The following is a 16,212-nucleotide window of genomic DNA, read 5'->3' as shown; positions in this document are numbered from 1 at the left end:
GGTATTTTGAGGTCATAATTCATCAGAGGTAACGAGTGGGTCAATAAAAACCAGCTCAAACCGCTCTCCAACTCAACGTTACCAACGTGCCAACTCAAGAATTTTCGCTTACCTTAACTTGCTTAGGCTACGCATTAAACAAACGATAAGCATAGATTTACTTACCCAACGAAGAACACTTACTGTTGATGTTTTTTTAATTTGTTAAGCACCAACTTCGTGCCACAAAAAGTTCCCTTCAAAAAATATATTTTTCCTTCAAATCAACTTTCTACAGTAAGTAACTGTTTTTTCTTGCGCATCGATATGTGACACACTTCACGCTCTCAACCGCATATTGATGGTTAGAAAAGTAGCGTCTATCTTTCAGAAAAAGGCATCAACTTTGTAGCATTAATGCGCTCTAAATCAGGCACTTTTGAACGTACGGATTTAAAGAGTTTCAAAGTGACGAAGACGCAATATAACAAGGTAACCTGCTACTAAAAGTTGATTACAACCATTCTGAAAGCGCGAACCAATTAGGTTGACTGGGGGCAATACGTCAGCCTATCGCGCTAAGAGACAGAGGGGTTATCAGAATGAAAACTCGAATAACAAAAGTACTCGTCGTTACGGGCTTAGCGGTCCTAATTTCCTATTTTCCCGTTTACTACTCATACGCGGCAACATCGCCAAACTGCAACAACATACTTGCAACCAACCGAACGTCAGTCTCTCAAAAAATGGTAATGTTACTCGGTCAGGATATAACGAAATCTAACCACATCACTACCGTCATTCCGACAGCAAAAAATCCGTTTGTAACGGAAGAACTGGTATCGGTTTCTAATGATGTTTCGCCCAATGGCCGCTATCCCAAACGTACTCTCAATGACATTCAAAAGATGAGATCGAATTTAAATCTGGCCGCGAAGGAAGCAGAGCGATTGAAAGGCACCTATGAGCTGGCATTGATCAGCCTTATCGATGGTTATTGCCAGTTTTCAAATAATAAACTGACCCAGCATGCGAAAATAGATTTTGACCATTTAGAAGGTCTTACCCTTTACTCCATCCCTGCACTCATCGCGATGGCAGATCAGTCTTACGCTATGTTCAAAAAACAAAGCAATAAACAACCGAGCGAATCGAACGAACGCAATAACGACCAGCAAAACAACGAAGAAGGTTCTAGCGCTGTTGCCGCTGCTAGCTATCAAAACGATAACGTGATGGTGAAAGTGGAAGACTTTGACGGTTCCAACGTAACTTTCTCCGTCACGAACATCGGCGCTGAGGGCGAGTTAGAGCCTCAATTCAATACGTTTAGCGCTTATCGTAATGAAAGCGGAAACCTTCTATACAGACCTGAATCTCTGCTCAGTATTGAAGATAATGATGGTAACAGCATACCAACTATAGGCATTGCAGAACTCTCTTCTCACGGGAGTAAACATTTATCTATTTCACCTGGAGAAACTCGCACGTTCGTCACGCAACTTGTGCAAAGAACTCCCGAACATGCCCAATTAAGCATAGAGTTTCCGGCCAAGGCGTTGAACACAGAACAGCCTTTTTCATTGTCATTTACCGACTTAATCGCTATCGCGACGGCTGACATAAACTAGTCGAAGATAGAGATGAAACAAACTAAAGCGAACAAAGCAGGCTTAACCAGCCTGCTTTGACACTTCTTCTATGAGATAAACAACCCAAACAATGAGATGCTAACTAGTATTCTTTTTGTATCTGCGATAAAACGAGTGGTAGTAATAAGTGAGGGATAATATTTGGCTGCAAAGAATAAACTGATCCGTTATGTCGCAACGGAAGTCTCTGATGTTTTTGATAAAGAAGATGAGCTAATCGCCCAGGTTCAATCTAATCAGCTTTCGCAAGTATTGCTTCTTTGGCAAGTCAAAAGCCCGACATTAGTATTACCAGCAGGTAGGAAATGGCCAGTATCGGAAGAATTAAAAAACGCTCTGGACAACACCGGCTGGAAGTTATTTTCTCGTAAAACTGGTGGTGCTCCAGTTCCTCAAGTTCCGGGGATCATCAACCTATCTCACATCTATCATTGGCCAGAAGATCAACCCTACGACATAAAAAAAGCCTACCTCGATTTGTGCTCAATTTTAAAGGTCTTTTTTGAACAACTTGGCGTTAAGGTAGACGTGCACGCGACGCCATACTCGTACTGTGATGGTGAGTACAATTTGAATATTGGAGGGCAAAAAGTCGTCGGAACCGCACAACGTGTATTACTTAAAAAAGGCGGAGGAAAAGTCGTCTTGTCCCAGGCTTGCATCCTGATCGATGCCAATGTCGACAAAATTGTTGAGCCAGTGCGACTGTGTAACCAACTCTGCGGTCACAACGATAATATTCGTGGTGATGTACACACACCATTATTCGATCACATCTCAGATAGGCCGACGGTTGACGCGTTATTTCAGCGACTAACCAGTGCTTTTTTAGAACAAGCCAACCGCACGTAGCTTAAAAAGGAGCAAGATGTGAATCCTGCTCCAAGCGTCTTAAATCAGTTAGTGAGAGTAATCATTTCTCTCACTATGCACATCAGAAAAATATTCAATAAATTCAAACTGCATGCCGTGATCTTCCATATAGTAGACGTTCTTTCTGAACGGGTGCTCATCACCTCTATGATCCAGTTCGTACCCTGCGAGCCTTAGACGTTCGATGAGCGCCTCTACATCTGGAACCACAATCCCAACATGTTTGACGCCAGTAAATTGCGATGTCCAATGGTTCGCTTCTCCTTTCCCTCCTGAAGAGATCGCAATATAAGAATGGTCGTCGCCAACGTGAAACCATTCAATCGTTCGACCAAACCAGTTATCAATTTTTCCGCCGCCACGTACTGTCCACTCAGGAACCGCTGCAATTAAAAATTGAATGGTCTTCTGCGCATCGACTACGGAGATATTGGCGTGTTCAACATAACTTTTCATTGGTGTTTTCCTTTTTTCTTCTCGCTTTCATGTCCTTACTACTCACTCTAGAACCTCAAGTTAAGTTTAGGTAAAGGGCGATTTTGAATGTGGATACAAAAATGAGATGGCGATCAAATACGGAATTAGTTGAAGCTCGCGCATAAAAGCCTCAGAATGTCGCACTTTTCGCGGCGAAACTAATTTCGACGCGTTGTTATCTAACTCGACAATTGAGAATCATACATATGGGTTTTACCTCGTTAGGTCTATCTGCTCCAATCCTTAAAGCTATTCAGGAAAAAGGCTACGATACCCCTTCTCCAATTCAGGCTCAGGCAATTCCGGCAATATTGGAAGGGAAAGACGTCATGGCAGCAGCACAGACTGGTACAGGTAAAACAGCAGGCTTTACGCTGCCAATCCTGGAGCGTTTGTCCAATGGACCTCGCGTTCGTAGTAATCATATTAGAGCTTTAATCCTGACCCCTACCCGTGAGCTTGCGGCTCAGGTACAGGAAAACGTCTTCATGTACAGCCGTCACTTGCCGCTTACGAGCGCCGTGGTATTTGGCGGTGTGAAGATCAATCCGCAAATGCTGCGCCTGCGTAAAGGTGCGGATGTACTGGTCGCGACTCCAGGTCGTCTAATGGACCTTTACAGCCAGAACGCAATTAAGTTCGACCAACTGGAAGTACTGGTGCTGGACGAAGCGGACCGTATGTTAGATATGGGCTTCATTCGCGATATTCGTAAGATTCTCGATTTACTACCTAAGCAGCGTCAGAACCTACTGTTCTCTGCGACGTTCTCAAATGAGATACGCGACCTTGCGAAAGGTTTGGTGAACAACCCTGTCGAGATCTCAGTTAACCCAGCAAACTCTACAGCACGAACCGTTGAACAAAGTATTTACCCATCAGACGTGAAGAAAAAAGCGCCGATGCTGGTGAAGCTGATTAATGATGGTGACTGGCGACAAGTACTGGTATTCATGCGTACAAAACATGGCGCAAACCGCTTGGCTAAGTTCCTGGTAGAGCAAAATCTACCAGCGGCAGCGATTCACGGTAATAAAAGCCAAGGTGCACGTACCAAAGCACTGGCTGATTTTAAATCGGGTGAAATTCGTGTGCTGGTTGCGACTGACATCGCCGCTCGCGGTATTGATATTCCTCAGTTGCCACAAGTTGTGAACTTTGAATTGCCAAAAGTGGCAGAAGATTACGTTCACCGCATTGGTCGTACTGGTCGTGCGGGCGAAGTGGGCAAAGCGATCTCTCTGGTTTGTGCGATTGAAGCGCCAGAATTATTTGCGATCGAGCGTTTGATCCAAGAAGTGTTGCCACGTAAAGAGCTTGATGGCTTCGCACCAACGAATGTCGTGCCAGAGTCAAAACTGGATACGCGTCCGATTAAGCCGAAAAAACCAAAGAAACCTAAAAAGCCAAAAGCACCTCAAGCGGAAGGCAGCAACACGCAACCTGCCGATAAAAAAGCCTCTAACGGTACGGGTAAACCTAAACGCCGTTTCAATGGTAACGGCAAGGGTAATAACACCGGCAACAAAAATGGCGCTAACCAAGCCGGAGCGGGTAAACCAAAAGGTAACCGTGAAGGCCAAGGGCGCTCAAACACCCAACCAAATGGCAACAAGCCAAATGGAAATAAAAGTGGTAATGGCGGGAAGCCAGCAGGTAATCGCAAGCCACAAGGCGCTAAACCAGTCGGCAATAAGCCATCGGGTCAGCGTCGCAAGGCTCGTCCACAACCAGCAAACTAACTCTGCCTCTAGCACGTTAACCTGATTGAAAACCACAAAGCCGCTCATCACATGAGCGGCTTTGTTTTTATGCCAAGCGAGTCAATTATTTCACAGGGGTAATACGAATATCCGCAATTTGGGCTTCATTCAGCTCACCTTCAATGCCGCCCGCGTAAATGTACGTTTCGTTCGATTTGAGATAACTCATATTGAAGTGATCCTTCAGCGCAATCTGATAAGTCATACCTTGTTCAAGCGCGATTTCAACGGGTGTTGAGTAGCGCATGCCCTGGTTTTCACCAATATGCCCCATCTGCAAGTAACCTTGGCCAACGACGGTGCCTGACTCATTGGTCACTTCTAGTAGCTTAACGGCGTTAGTGATCCCCGTATTAAGCTGGCCCAAATTATTGTTGTACCAAGCATCAAACTGGTAAGTACCACTTGATGGTACGGAGAAGGACTCCAGCCCATTCACTGCGCCACTGTCTTTGTTTACAGTGACAACTGACACGTCATCTTTCAGAGGCTGGTAATTCCCTTCCAGTTTGATACGAAGCTCCTCGCCGACACAAACAGGCTGACTTGGGTTTGAGCGGAAACCCTGATCATTGATGCTTTCCGCTATGTAGCAAGCAAAACCTTCTGGCACATCTGTGTATGTCTGTGCAGCCACGTTAGACTGAATTAAATCGCCATTGCGGTACAAGTTCACGTTGTATTTGCTCTCTACAGCAATGTTGACTGAATTGTCTGCGGATGTCGCGACCAAGGTAGGTTCTTGCGGCGAGTAAACACGGCTATCTTCGCTGGCGTATGGTGCAACGCCCGAGACCAGTTTTACTTCACTCTCAACATTGACCAATCCACCTAATGTCACGCGGTAGCTTCCATCTTCATCCAGAGTGACATTTTCTACCGGATAGTAGCCAGTTTCATCTTCGCTGACTTCAGGCAGATCGATCGTCACCGAGTAAGTTTTCCCTTTGAATGCAAAGTTTTCCAGCGTGATTTCATCAGACTGAGCGAGTAAGTGATTGCGCACCCAACTGGTAATAAACGGTTTTATCTCAAGCTGACCCGTTTCGGTATGGATGCCAAAAATAGTTTCCACCACCATATTCAGGTAGCCACCGACAGACCAAAGTTGTCGCTGAGAGTTAATAACTGGCCCGTCGAGACTCGGATCTTCACCGTGGTCACTGTGAATAATGAAAGATTTACCCGATAACCACTCTAGGTTTTCCATGTTCGACAAGTTGGTTGCTGTTCCACGGACCAGAGACTGAATTGCATTGTTCGCCGCAGCAACATTTTGCGTTTGATGCGCAGCGCGCAAGCTATAGGCTGTCACAAAAGGCCAGATTGCCCGGTTGTGATAGACAGGAACATCTGGTTGTTGCGGGAAATAAACCGGTACGCCGAACTCGCTGTGTGGGTAATTCGACATGATTTGCTTAGCTTGTGTGTCTGTCGCGATGCCACTGATGATCGCAAGCGCCTCACCCAGCATGTCGTATTTATCGACGGCGATGTCTTTGCCGTTGTCGAACAGGTAACTCACATACAGGCCACGCTCAGCATTCCAGAACTGGGCATTAATGTCAGACTTCAATTGCTCTGCCCATTCACTGTATTTCACGGCATTAGTCGAGTCGTATTGCTCGGCCAATTTCGCGGCAAGTTTTAACGCGCGGTAGTGGACCACGTTAGTCGACAACGCTTTGCTACTGCCGATGGCATTCACATCATCGGGCGTCCATGTGGAATAAGTTTGTTCACGCCAGTCAAGGAAGGACTGTTCACCGGTATAAAGTCCTGATTTAGCGTCAAAAGCAGCAAGTCGATCGGCCTCTAACGTGTTGCTGATCGCTTTATAAGCGCGTTCAGCAAACTGGCTGTATTCTTCTCCATCCAACGCCGAAAGTAATCGTTCAGCACCGAGTGCCCAAGTGGTTCTGTCGGTACTGATAGGCCAACTTCCGCCTGTACCAGTATCCTGTACAATTTGCTCACCATCATACTGTTGTTCTGTCGTTTCGCGGAAAGCAGACAGTTTAAAGTTCAAGCCATTTTGAACGCGAGTTGGGTTCATAAGAGCAAGAGAAAGATCCGCAGCATAGGCGAGATCTCGCGTCCAGACATAGTGCCATTTCGCGCCCGTCTCAAAAACTTCGGCTTCAATTGGGTTGTTGTAGTTGTAATTGCCGTCTTGGATTTGTGAGACCGCAAGTTGATCCAGCTCTTTCATCGTCAATGCAAACAGCGCATCGAACGCCACATCACCCGACAAAACTCTTGGGCCCGCTTGCTCATTAACAACCACGCCCTGATCCAGAGCATCTCTTAGCTCGGTGGTGGTTGAAATACCAAACTCACGCATCTCTGCAGCAGGGTCTTTCACAGAGAAAGTAACGGTGTCGCTAGAGTCATCATAGTTGGCGAACAGTTTCACCTCTTTACTCTGATGCCCCTCGTGAACCATTGCGGGATCTAAGATCGCATCAGAGTAGTATTTTTCTGCTTCTTCTTGGGTTGCTTTTGTCACTGTCATGGTCGCGCGACTTTCATCAGCAAAGCTTACAGAAAACTTGTAGTAGCCTTTGTCTGCAAACGTGATCTCCGAGTTACAATCATCGTTCATACACGCTTCATTGCTATCGGGTTTTGGCAAGTAATCCTGAGCTTCATCAAACGCCGCAGGCTCCTCAAAATAGGTGTATTGGATCTGCCACCCCGGATCAGCAATCTTAAACTGATTACTACCTCGAGCGACGCGCAGTACGGTTTCGTACTCATTGTTACCCAGATAGTTTAGCTTGGCATGGTCAGCCGTGCCCCAATCTCCGTTTAATCCTCGTAAATACAAGTCCGCAGAGATAATAGGTTTGTCGACAGGCTCTATGACCTCTGACGAATCAGAGCCACATCCAGCCAGACCAATACAAGACGCGACAGCAAGTGCAATAAAGCTCGGTTTCATGTTCATTCCTTAGATTGTTATTTTGGGCGTTAGTCTAAGGAACGCATTCTTACGAGAAAAATAGGTATAAAACGCTTAGCTATAGATGGCATCTATACCTCTACCCTCCAACGGTGATTTAGATCTATGAATCTCAGATTTTTCCTACAAATTTGAATGCCAAGTTTGTGATTCGTCCATGAAAGTGTGCAAAATACCCCGCGCTTAAAAAGGGGTAAGTAGAAATGGATAAATCTCTGCAGCAATTTTTACTGGTTGCTCGCTGTCAAAGCATCAGTGCCGCAGCAAAATTGGCGGGGCTTAGTCAACCGACCGTGACCAGTAATTTGAAGAAACTTGAAGAGAATCTTGGCGTAACACTGTTCGAACGTCGTCCCAATGGCATGGTTTTAACTGAATATGGCCGAATCCTTTATCGACACAGCAATGCGATGCAACACGAATACAACCAAATGATGCAGAGCATTGAAGAAAGAAGGCAATATCAAGTCGGCAAGATAAAGATGGGAACGGGCGATGCGTGGTGGCCGTTGTTTGTAAAACAAGCGCTTAATGATCACCTTTCTAAATTGCCATCCGCATCTACACATGTTGAGTTTGGTAATCACCTCGGGCTCATGGATTCTTTGATCAACGAACAAATTGAGTTTTTTATCGGTCATGAAATCGTCGGGTTGTCTTCTAAGTGTGATGTCACTTTTATTCCTTTATTTCAAACCGTGGATGCGTATTTCGTTTCTCCCGATCATCCTCTGTTAGGAAAAGTCGTCACAGACGAAATGCTGCATGAGTACCCTGCTCTCTCTGTCACTTATGATGCGAAAAAATTTAATCACGTTATCGATAATCCCATTCCAAAGCAGAATGAGCGCGAAAGACAACAATTGGACGACAGGCCAACCTACGAAGTGGATTCGTTACTTGCCAGTATTGATATGTTGAAAGAGAGTGTCGCGGTCATGTCATATACCCGTCATTTGCAACCCTATCTCGAATCCTTTGGATTGCAATGTCTAAGAATGGCAAACGAACCAAAACCGGGAACGGTAGGAATTTATCGTCATCGGCGCGAAACATCCGAGCCACACCTTGATTTAATCTCAGGTATTACTCAGCGAGCTAAATTACTCAGATAAAAAAGCCCCAACACAAGTGTATGTTGGGGCGTGAGTAAGGTAAAAACCCTTATGCAATCAACTTAAATTAAACGACTTGTAACTCGCCATTTCGCCAAGGTTCAATGACAACTTTAATGTGGTCGTTTGGTGTCATAAGTTGCTTAAATGCACCTTCAACGCCATCCATACCCACTTTCGCCGTCAGCATTTTCTTCCATGGAACTTTGCCTTCCGCAATGGCTTGAAGACATTGCTCAAACTCATGTGGCTGATAATAGTAAGAGAATCGTAGATCAAGCTCTTTAACGGTCGCGTAAGCATAGTTGATACTCGTAGGTGTGGTATGAATACCAGTCACCACAATGCGAGCGCCAGCTGGAGCACGGCGAATAAAGTCATCAATCAAGGTGTGTTTGCCCACACACTCAAAGATAACCAGACGCGAACCTGCTGCAACTTCGGCACCGACGACAACTTCGTCTTCTTTGGTCGGATTTACCGTGCGCGTTGCACCAAACTCTTTCGCCAGTTCCAGCTTCTCATCTTGAATATCGACCGCCAGAATATTGGTAACACCACGCAATTTAAGCGCCGTGATAGCCGCAAGACCAATAGGACCACAACCAACAACCAATGCCACTTCATCGTTCTGGATGTCACTGCGGTTCACCGCATGCAAACCAACCGCCAGAGGTTCTGTTAGCGCGGCAGCTTCTGAAGGTACATTCTCAGGAACAGGCAGAAGCAGTGCTTCATCAAGCAAGAAATATTCAGAGTAAGCACCATGAATACCCGGAGTCACACCAACACCAGCGCCATTTTGGCTCATGAGGATAGGCACAGAAGTCACGCGGCTACCAACCGGCAGAGCTTGTTGTGTATCATCACCATATTCGACGATTTCCGCACAAAACTCGTGACCTAGCATGACTTGAGTATGGTCATCCATGCTTTCTGACATCACACCAAGTTTGCGGTAAACATCGAATACTTCATCCGTATGACGTGCGATGTGTAAATCTGAACCACAAATACCACACGCTAAGCTACGAACAAGTACTTGGCCCGGTGCTGGTTTAGGCACATCCACCTGTTGCAGGTGAACGCCGCCATCCTGCATTACGATACTGTTCATTGTTGTCATGGAATTACTCTCCAAGCTCGTCGCTTAAAGCTGCAATCGCACCTGGCTTGATGTAACGCGGTGTGATGCCCTGAGCTTTAGCCGTTGCGATAACCACTTGCTCGATCCAACCCGCGTCCATGATGTTCATGAAGTTGCCATCTTGGTCAAAGTTGATGTTCGCACCTTGAATGACCATAAAGCCATCAGCACCGCCTGACTCTTCTGGACAGTGGAATGTATGGATAGAACCGCCTGGCTCGTACAGGTAGCTGCCAGCCGTTTGTTTTTGATCTGGGTATTCGGTGTAGTGCCACATACCGCTTAGCGTGTAGAAATGCACCACGCCTGTGTGGAAGTGCTTAGGTAGTGTAATTCCTGGCTTAAACTTCGCTCGAATTACCCAAGTGCCGTTTTCTGGGTCAAGAAACAGCGGGTAAACATCGACACCCGGTAGTGCATCTTTGATGATTGACTCTTCATTGGTGTTTAGAGTTAACAGAAAATCCTGATGCTGAATAACTTCTGGTAATGACATAATTTGCTTCCTCGCTCTTGTTGTAATTAGACTTCCACGTCTTAGCCCAGTAGTGGGTATTTAAAATTCTCGAAACCGTCTGATGCACTGACTGTGCAACCGTTGATGCAGTTCGCTTTTTCGCTGACCAAAAATGCAACCACGTTTGCGATTTCTTCTGTCTGAGTAAAGGTATCGCGCATCTGCTCTTTGCGGATGTGGTCCCAAAGGCCAATCGCTTCATATTGGCGCAACATTGGTGTATCCACGCGACCCGGTGCGATGGCGCAAACACGAACACCCAACGGTGCCAGCTCCAAAGCTGCACATTTTGTCATCATGTCGACCGCGGCTTTGCTCACGTTGTAAGTGAACGTCATTTCCGCCGCCATTTGCGCATAAACAGAAGAGGTATTAAGGATGACTCCAGGTGTGCCTTGTGCCTGGAACTGACGTCCTGCCGCCAAAATGCCGTAGTAAACCCCGTTTTGGTTTACCTTAGAAACGGGCTCAAAATCAGCGACCGGATCATGCTCTAGCAGCGGTTTGGCTAAACCAATGCCAGCGTTATTAATCATGATATCCAGCTTGCCAAACTCCGCGACAGCGTAGTTGACCATGGCTTCCACTTGCTGAAAATCCGTCACATCCGCCGAAAAGGTTTTTAATGATTTCGGGTCAGCGTCTTTATAAACGTCAAGCGACTGCTCTGAAATATCGACTGCCAGTACGTTCGCTCCCTGCTCACGTAGCTTGCCTACGATGGCTTTACCAATTCCACCAGCGGCACCAGTGACGATCGCAGTTTTGTTCATCAATTCCATTTAGCTTCCCTTCTACGATATGTTATGAAAATGTAACTTAGATCAACTCATTGACACTCACTTGACCTTTTGCGAATAAAATTTGATATATTGCGATTTACAAACCATTAACATTTCAAAATCGAGATATGTATATCGTTAGAAGCGGTGCAGCAGACAAATTTGATAGTTTAGTTTCTGAACACGGACAAAATCCGATAGAAATAATGAAACAGGCAGGGCTTTCTGCTGCCCAGTTCCGCGATCCCGATACTTACATCGCCAATTCGAGGCTGGCCGAACTGCTGGAAGTCGCAGCGTTACGTTGTCAGGAACCGATGTTTGGAGTCTTATTGGCTCAACGGCAAAGCTTTAATGCTTTAGGTGACTTACCTATGCTGGTCGCTCGCGCTGAAACGGTCAGAGAGGCATTATTACGTGCTAATGATTACCTCTATTTGCAATCTTCCGGTGTTAAATTCTCGATGACACCACAAGATGATTGGATGAAACTTGCTTTAACTATCGATACCTACAGTGAACAGGTGACAACGCAACTGATGCAAATGAGTGTCATGCAGATGGCTAGGTTTATGGCGAACTTACTCAATATTGATATGAATAGTTTCACCCTGTACCTGACTCAATTTGGCAGCTTGCAAAACCGAATCGGCAACTCAGCCCCGTTACCCAAGATTCGATTTGGTGAGAAATTTAACGGCATTATGCTCAAGGCGAGCCTGCTTGATACTCGAAACCATCAAGATGAAGACGCGTTAGATCGACACTTTCAGGAGCATCTTAAATACCTGCAAAATCGCTATCCGGATAATCTGAGCGATCAAGCCAGAGATATGATTGGGCGGTTATTGCCAACAGGTGAGTGCAGTGTCGAACAAGTTGCCAGAGCATTAGACATGCACCCGAGAATGCTACAAATAAGATTAAAAGAGCGCGGGAAGAATTATAGCCTGCTCTTGAGACAAGTGAGGCAGAGCCTGGCGGAACGTCGCCTTAATGAAAATATCCAAAGTATTACCGATATCGCCCTACAACTTGGCTATGCCGAAACGGCGGTCTTTAGCCGTCACTTTCGTCAATGGACGGGTAAGTCACCGAGTCAGTGGCGAAAAGATCATAAATTAGAAAAAGTAAAAGAGCGCTAATATCAGCACTCTTTTACTTTCAGTTGGTTGATTTACTTGAACGACTTAAGTAAACGTTAAAGCTCTGTACCATTTGAAGCGATGACTTTCTTGTACCAGTCGAAAGAGGCTTTCTTTTTACGATCTAAGGTACCTTCCCCCTTGTTGTCTTTATCGACATAAATAAAGCCGTAGCGTTTTTCCATCTCACCAGTGGATGCGCTCACCAAGTCGATACAACCCCAAGGTGTGTAACCCCATAGCTCAACGCCATCTTTTACTGCCTCACCCATTTGCTCAATATGCGCTTTCAGGTATTCAATACGGTAGCTATCGTTGATTGAGCCATCTTCTTCGACTTTATCGAACGCACCTAAACCGTTTTCAACCACCATCAAAGGAATCTCATAACGAGCGTAGATTTCATTCAGTGTGTAACGCAGACCAATTGGGTCTATTTGCCAACCCCAGTCTGATGCTTGCAAGTAAGGGTTCTTCACGCCGCCCATTAGGTTACCTGACGTCGTTTCCTTACTTGAATCCGCGGAAACACAGTTCGACATGTAGTAGCTTAGTGTGTAGTAGTCGACGGTTCCTTCAGAAAGAATCTCTGCATCGCCCACTTCCATTTTCACTTCGATGTTATTTTCTTCAAAGTAGCGTTTTGCGTAGTAAGGATATTGACCGCGCACCTGAATATCACCGCAGAAGTAGTTGTGCATTTTCATGTGTTCTTGAGCAAGCACAATATCTTCAGGATTACACGTGAACGGGTAAGTGGTCAGGAAGCAGATCATACAACCAACCTTATTCTCAGGATTGATCTCATGAGCCAGTTTTACCGCTTTTGCACTGGCGACAAACTGATGATGCAGAGCCTGAAAACGTAGCTGCGGGTAGTCAACCTGACTAATAAAGTCTTCGGTACCTTCGTTAAGGATGCCCAAGCCTAAGTAGTTTCCGATAGGCATCGTACCGATGTTGATTTCGTTGAAAGTTAACCAGTATTTCACTTTGCCATTGAAGCGCTTAAACAGTGTTTCCGCGTAACGCGTATAGCAATCGACAACTTCTCTTCCGACCCAGCCGTTATATTCTTGAGTTAGGCCAAATGGCAGTTCGTAATGTGAAATCGTAACTAATGGCTCAATATCGTACTTTTTTAGCTCGTCAATAACGTCTTCATAGAACTTCAAACCCGCTTCATTGGGTTCCAGCTCCATGCCGGTTGGAAAAATTCGGGTCCAGTTAATGGAAAAACGGAAGGTTTTAAAGCCCATTTCAGCGAACAAGGCAATGTCTTCTCTGAAGCGATGATAAAAGTCGATGGCTTCATGTGAAGGATAGTGAACACCTTCTTCAATAGTGCGAGTGATCCGGCGAGCAACGGTATGAGTCCCACCACTAAACATATCACTTGTACTTGGTCCTTTACCGTCTACGTTCCATGCCCCTTCAAATTGGTTTGCTGCGGTTGCACCACCCCACATAAAATCTTCTGGAAAAACGTTATTGCTCATTTATTTCACCATTATTCAATAAGTTAATATATTTAATGCTCAACTCAAACCTAAGTTCACTTCAGTTCCGAGATGTATTTCTATACAATACAACACAAAATGAAACCGGTTACAATGATGCTTAAAAATATTTTTTAAGGCTGATTGATGACGAAAATAAACCCAACTCCAACGTTTGGCATCATCATTTTTGGTTATTTCTTACCCTAAATGCCGCGCTTGAATGTGTTCTTAACGCCAGAAAAAGAGATCCGTATAGCGTTTTTAAATCGTCTGGCGATTGTTTCTGTGATCCAATTCTTTATTGCTTTTTATCCCTATTGATGTAAAAAGCGCTTTAGAACTATTCTGAAACCGGTTCCAAAAGCTTAGCTGTAAGTGAATATAATAAAGGGAAAGGTGAATATTATGGCTGCGGTAAGAGATTATGCTCAGCTTGCGAAAGACATTCTTGCGCAAGTTGGCGGACAAGAAAATATCACGAGATTTTCACGCTGTGCGACCCGTCTGCGCTTGGTGTTAAAGGAAACGCCTGATGGTGCTGCTGACAAAATTAAAGAAATGCCAGGCGTTATTACGGTTGTCATGAGTGGCGGGCAGTTTCAGGTTGTTATCGGTACTCACGTACAAGATGTTTATGCCGCAATGTCATCGTTAGTTGATACGTCATTGATGTCTGAAAGTACTGAAAAAGTGCGACTCATGGACGCTATTATTGCGTCGATGTCATCCATCTTCGCACCTTTTGTTTATATTCTTGCTGCTGCTGGTATCTTGCAGGGCGCTTTAATTTTCGTCCACTATCTAGCTCCAAGCGTTGCCGGAACTGGCGCATTTGAAGTTCTGAACTTCATGTCCTGGACACCGTTTGTCTTTCTTCCTGTTTTTATCGCCATCACCGCATCCAAACATTTTAACTGTAACCCTCTTATTGCGATCCTTTGCTCATGTGCACTCATCAATCCATCTTGGGCAGACATGGCGTCGCGAATCGCTGATGGTGAATTAATAACCTTTTTAGGTTTACCGCTGGCGAAAACCGTTTATACCGCATCGGTGCTGCCACCTATTTTCATGGTTTGGGCATTGAGCTATGTAGAAAGATACATTAAACGCGTCCTACCTGATGTCGTTCGTGAACTGTTCACGCCGCTACTTTGCATGTTAATCATGGTTCCTGCGACACTGGTACTAATTGGCCCTGCAACCAGCTTCGTCGCAAGCCTGATTGCAACTGGCTACAACACACTGTACGACGTTGCACCCGTCATCGCCGCGGCTGTTATTGGTGGTATTTGGCAAGTATTGGTTATCTTTGGCGTACATTGGGGCACCACGCCAATCGTCTTGGCAAACTATGAAAACTTTGGCTACGACTCAATTCAGGCCTTCTGTGGTATCGCCGTTGTGGCACAAATGGCTGCCGCTTTCGCTGTCGCATTAAAGTCTCGTAATACTCGCATGAAAACGACCGCCTATTCAGCAGGCATCACAGGCTTCTTCGGCATTACCGAACCTGCAATTTACGGTGTGACATTAAGACTGAAAAAACCATTTATCTGCGGCTGTATCGGCGGCGCAATAGGTGCAGCGGTCGCGAGCCTGTTCAACACGTACTACTATGCTTATGCAGGGCTGACGGGCATTCTGACCGTAGTTAACGCGATTAACCCAGATAACCCAAGTTCATTTACTGGTGCACTGCTGGGCACAGGCATCACCATCGTTGTTACCATCGCTCTGGTTTATTTTGTTGGCTTTGAAGATCCAGTAGAAGCAGAAGACAAGCAAGAGAGTGATTTAAAAGTAACGCCAGAATTATCGCCTGTAATGAAAAAGACAGCGACGTTAGTTAGCCCATTAAAAGGCGAGATTATTCCTCTAGAAAGCGTTAACGATGAAAGCTTTTCACAAAAGTTATTGGGTGATGGTGTCGCTATCCGACCAGCAGAAGGAATTGTGAGAGCCCCATGTGACGCTGTGATTTCATCGGTTATTGGGACTAAGCATGCCGTCGGAATGACATCCACCAATGGTGCTGAAGTACTGATTCACGTCGGACTCGATACCGTAGAACTAAAAGGTCAATTCTTTGAATGTTTGGTCGAACTTGACCAACAAGTTAAAGCGGGTGACCCACTGATCAAATTTGATCTGCAAAGCATTGCTAGCGCAGGTTATGACACCACCACACCGTTTATCGTAATGAACAGTGATGAGTACGAATTTGAACTGATCGAGCAAGATCAAGAAGACAAACAAATTGAAATTGGACAGCCTGTTATTCAAATGGCTTAA

The 16,212-nt window shown here is 45.4% G+C and carries 12 protein-coding genes; 6 read left to right on the top strand and 6 right to left on the bottom strand.

The window, feature by feature from the left end; translation table 11 throughout:
• Positions 1-581: 581 nt before the first annotated feature.
• Positions 582-1,610 carry a hypothetical protein gene (locus V1U08_RS13830; protein ID WP_330470827.1) on the top strand — a complete coding sequence of 343 codons (1,029 nt, stop codon included), beginning with the start codon at positions 582-584 and terminating at the stop codon, positions 1,608-1,610.
• A gap of 162 nt (positions 1,611-1,772) precedes the next feature.
• Positions 1,773-2,483: a lipoate--protein ligase family protein gene (locus V1U08_RS13825; protein ID WP_330470826.1), complete on the top strand. Its 711-nt coding sequence runs from the start codon at positions 1,773-1,775 to the stop codon at positions 2,481-2,483.
• A 48-nt stretch (positions 2,484-2,531) separates the two neighbouring features.
• Here V1U08_RS13825 and V1U08_RS13820 read toward each other — a convergent pair whose 3' ends face one another.
• Positions 2,532-2,960 (bottom strand): VOC family protein, encoded by a 429-nt coding sequence (locus V1U08_RS13820; RefSeq protein ID WP_118120659.1) that lies wholly within the window; start codon positions 2,958-2,960, stop codon positions 2,532-2,534.
• A 227-nt stretch (positions 2,961-3,187) separates the two neighbouring features.
• Between V1U08_RS13820 and V1U08_RS13815 the strand changes: the two genes are divergently transcribed.
• Complete coding sequence (locus tag V1U08_RS13815; RefSeq protein ID WP_330470825.1) at positions 3,188-4,723, top strand: DEAD/DEAH box helicase; 1,536 nt, start codon at positions 3,188-3,190, stop codon at positions 4,721-4,723.
• Positions 4,724-4,808: 85 nt separating this feature from the next.
• Here the strand turns inward: V1U08_RS13815 and V1U08_RS13810 are convergent, their stop codons facing one another.
• On the bottom strand, positions 4,809-7,688 hold the full coding sequence (locus tag V1U08_RS13810; RefSeq protein ID WP_330470824.1) for an amylo-alpha-1,6-glucosidase: 2,880 nt from the start codon (positions 7,686-7,688) through the stop codon (positions 4,809-4,811).
• Between the two features lie 224 nt (positions 7,689-7,912).
• Between V1U08_RS13810 and V1U08_RS13805 the strand changes: the two genes are divergently transcribed.
• Positions 7,913-8,824, top strand: coding sequence for a LysR family transcriptional regulator (locus V1U08_RS13805; protein ID WP_065303317.1), 912 nt, complete (start codon positions 7,913-7,915; stop codon positions 8,822-8,824).
• A gap of 67 nt (positions 8,825-8,891) precedes the next feature.
• Here V1U08_RS13805 and V1U08_RS13800 read toward each other — a convergent pair whose 3' ends face one another.
• Genes V1U08_RS13800 through V1U08_RS13790 form a run of 3 tightly spaced genes read right to left on the bottom strand, consistent with a single transcriptional unit; the run spans position 8,892 to position 11,270 of the window.
• The gene (locus tag V1U08_RS13800; RefSeq protein ID WP_330470823.1) at positions 8,892-9,950 is read right to left on the bottom strand and encodes a zinc-binding dehydrogenase; all 1,059 of its coding nucleotides are present in this window, start codon (positions 9,948-9,950) and stop codon (positions 8,892-8,894) included.
• A gap of 4 nt (positions 9,951-9,954) precedes the next feature.
• The gene (locus tag V1U08_RS13795; protein WP_014233718.1) at positions 9,955-10,467 is read right to left on the bottom strand and encodes a 2,4'-dihydroxyacetophenone dioxygenase family protein; all 513 of its coding nucleotides are present in this window, start codon (positions 10,465-10,467) and stop codon (positions 9,955-9,957) included.
• A 41-nt stretch (positions 10,468-10,508) separates the two neighbouring features.
• Complete coding sequence (locus V1U08_RS13790; protein WP_330470822.1) at positions 10,509-11,270, bottom strand: SDR family NAD(P)-dependent oxidoreductase; 762 nt, start codon at positions 11,268-11,270, stop codon at positions 10,509-10,511.
• A 128-nt stretch (positions 11,271-11,398) separates the two neighbouring features.
• On the opposite strand from V1U08_RS13790, the gene V1U08_RS13785 reads away from it, so the two are divergent.
• Entirely contained in the window at positions 11,399-12,415 is a 1,017-nt protein-coding gene (locus tag V1U08_RS13785) for an AraC family transcriptional regulator (protein ID WP_330470821.1), read from the top strand.
• 56 nt (positions 12,416-12,471) lie between these two features.
• Here V1U08_RS13785 and V1U08_RS13780 read toward each other — a convergent pair whose 3' ends face one another.
• A complete protein-coding gene (locus V1U08_RS13780) occupies positions 12,472-13,914 on the bottom strand; it encodes a glycoside hydrolase family 1 protein (RefSeq protein ID WP_330470820.1) in 1,443 nt (480 codons plus the stop codon).
• A gap of 408 nt (positions 13,915-14,322) precedes the next feature.
• Here V1U08_RS13780 and V1U08_RS13775 point away from each other — a divergent pair, with 408 nt between their 5' ends.
• Positions 14,323-16,212 (top strand): beta-glucoside-specific PTS transporter subunit IIABC, encoded by a 1,890-nt coding sequence (locus V1U08_RS13775; RefSeq protein WP_330470819.1) that lies wholly within the window; start codon positions 14,323-14,325, stop codon positions 16,210-16,212.

The organism is Vibrio sp. YYF0003 (assembly GCF_036350715.1).
Classification (GTDB): domain Bacteria; phylum Pseudomonadota; class Gammaproteobacteria; order Enterobacterales; family Vibrionaceae; genus Vibrio; species Vibrio natriegens.
The sequence above is the reverse complement of the archived record's forward strand: the minus strand, read 5'-3'. Positions and strand labels throughout refer to the sequence as shown.

Bases quoted from the DNA above. Each gene is read 5' to 3' on its own strand.
- V1U08_RS13830 (WP_330470827.1), top strand. From the start codon at position 582: ATGAAAACTCGAATAACAAAAGTACTCGTCGTTACGGGCTTAGCGGTC.
- V1U08_RS13820 (WP_118120659.1), bottom strand. From the start codon at position 2,960: ATGAAAAGTTATGTTGAACACGCCAATATCTCCGTAGTCGATGCGCAG.
- V1U08_RS13815 (WP_330470825.1), top strand. From the start codon at position 3,188: ATGGGTTTTACCTCGTTAGGTCTATCTGCTCCAATCCTTAAAGCTATT.
- V1U08_RS13810 (WP_330470824.1), bottom strand. From the start codon at position 7,688: ATGAAACCGAGCTTTATTGCACTTGCTGTCGCGTCTTGTATTGGTCTG.
- V1U08_RS13805 (WP_065303317.1), top strand. From the start codon at position 7,913: ATGGATAAATCTCTGCAGCAATTTTTACTGGTTGCTCGCTGTCAAAGC.
- V1U08_RS13800 (WP_330470823.1), bottom strand. From the start codon at position 9,950: ATGACAACAATGAACAGTATCGTAATGCAGGATGGCGGCGTTCACCTG.
- V1U08_RS13795 (WP_014233718.1), bottom strand. From the start codon at position 10,467: ATGTCATTACCAGAAGTTATTCAGCATCAGGATTTTCTGTTAACTCTA.
- V1U08_RS13790 (WP_330470822.1), bottom strand. From the start codon at position 11,270: ATGGAATTGATGAACAAAACTGCGATCGTCACTGGTGCCGCTGGTGGA.
- V1U08_RS13785 (WP_330470821.1), top strand. From the start codon at position 11,399: ATGTATATCGTTAGAAGCGGTGCAGCAGACAAATTTGATAGTTTAGTT.
- V1U08_RS13780 (WP_330470820.1), bottom strand. From the start codon at position 13,914: ATGAGCAATAACGTTTTTCCAGAAGATTTTATGTGGGGTGGTGCAACC.
- V1U08_RS13775 (WP_330470819.1), top strand. From the start codon at position 14,323: ATGGCTGCGGTAAGAGATTATGCTCAGCTTGCGAAAGACATTCTTGCG.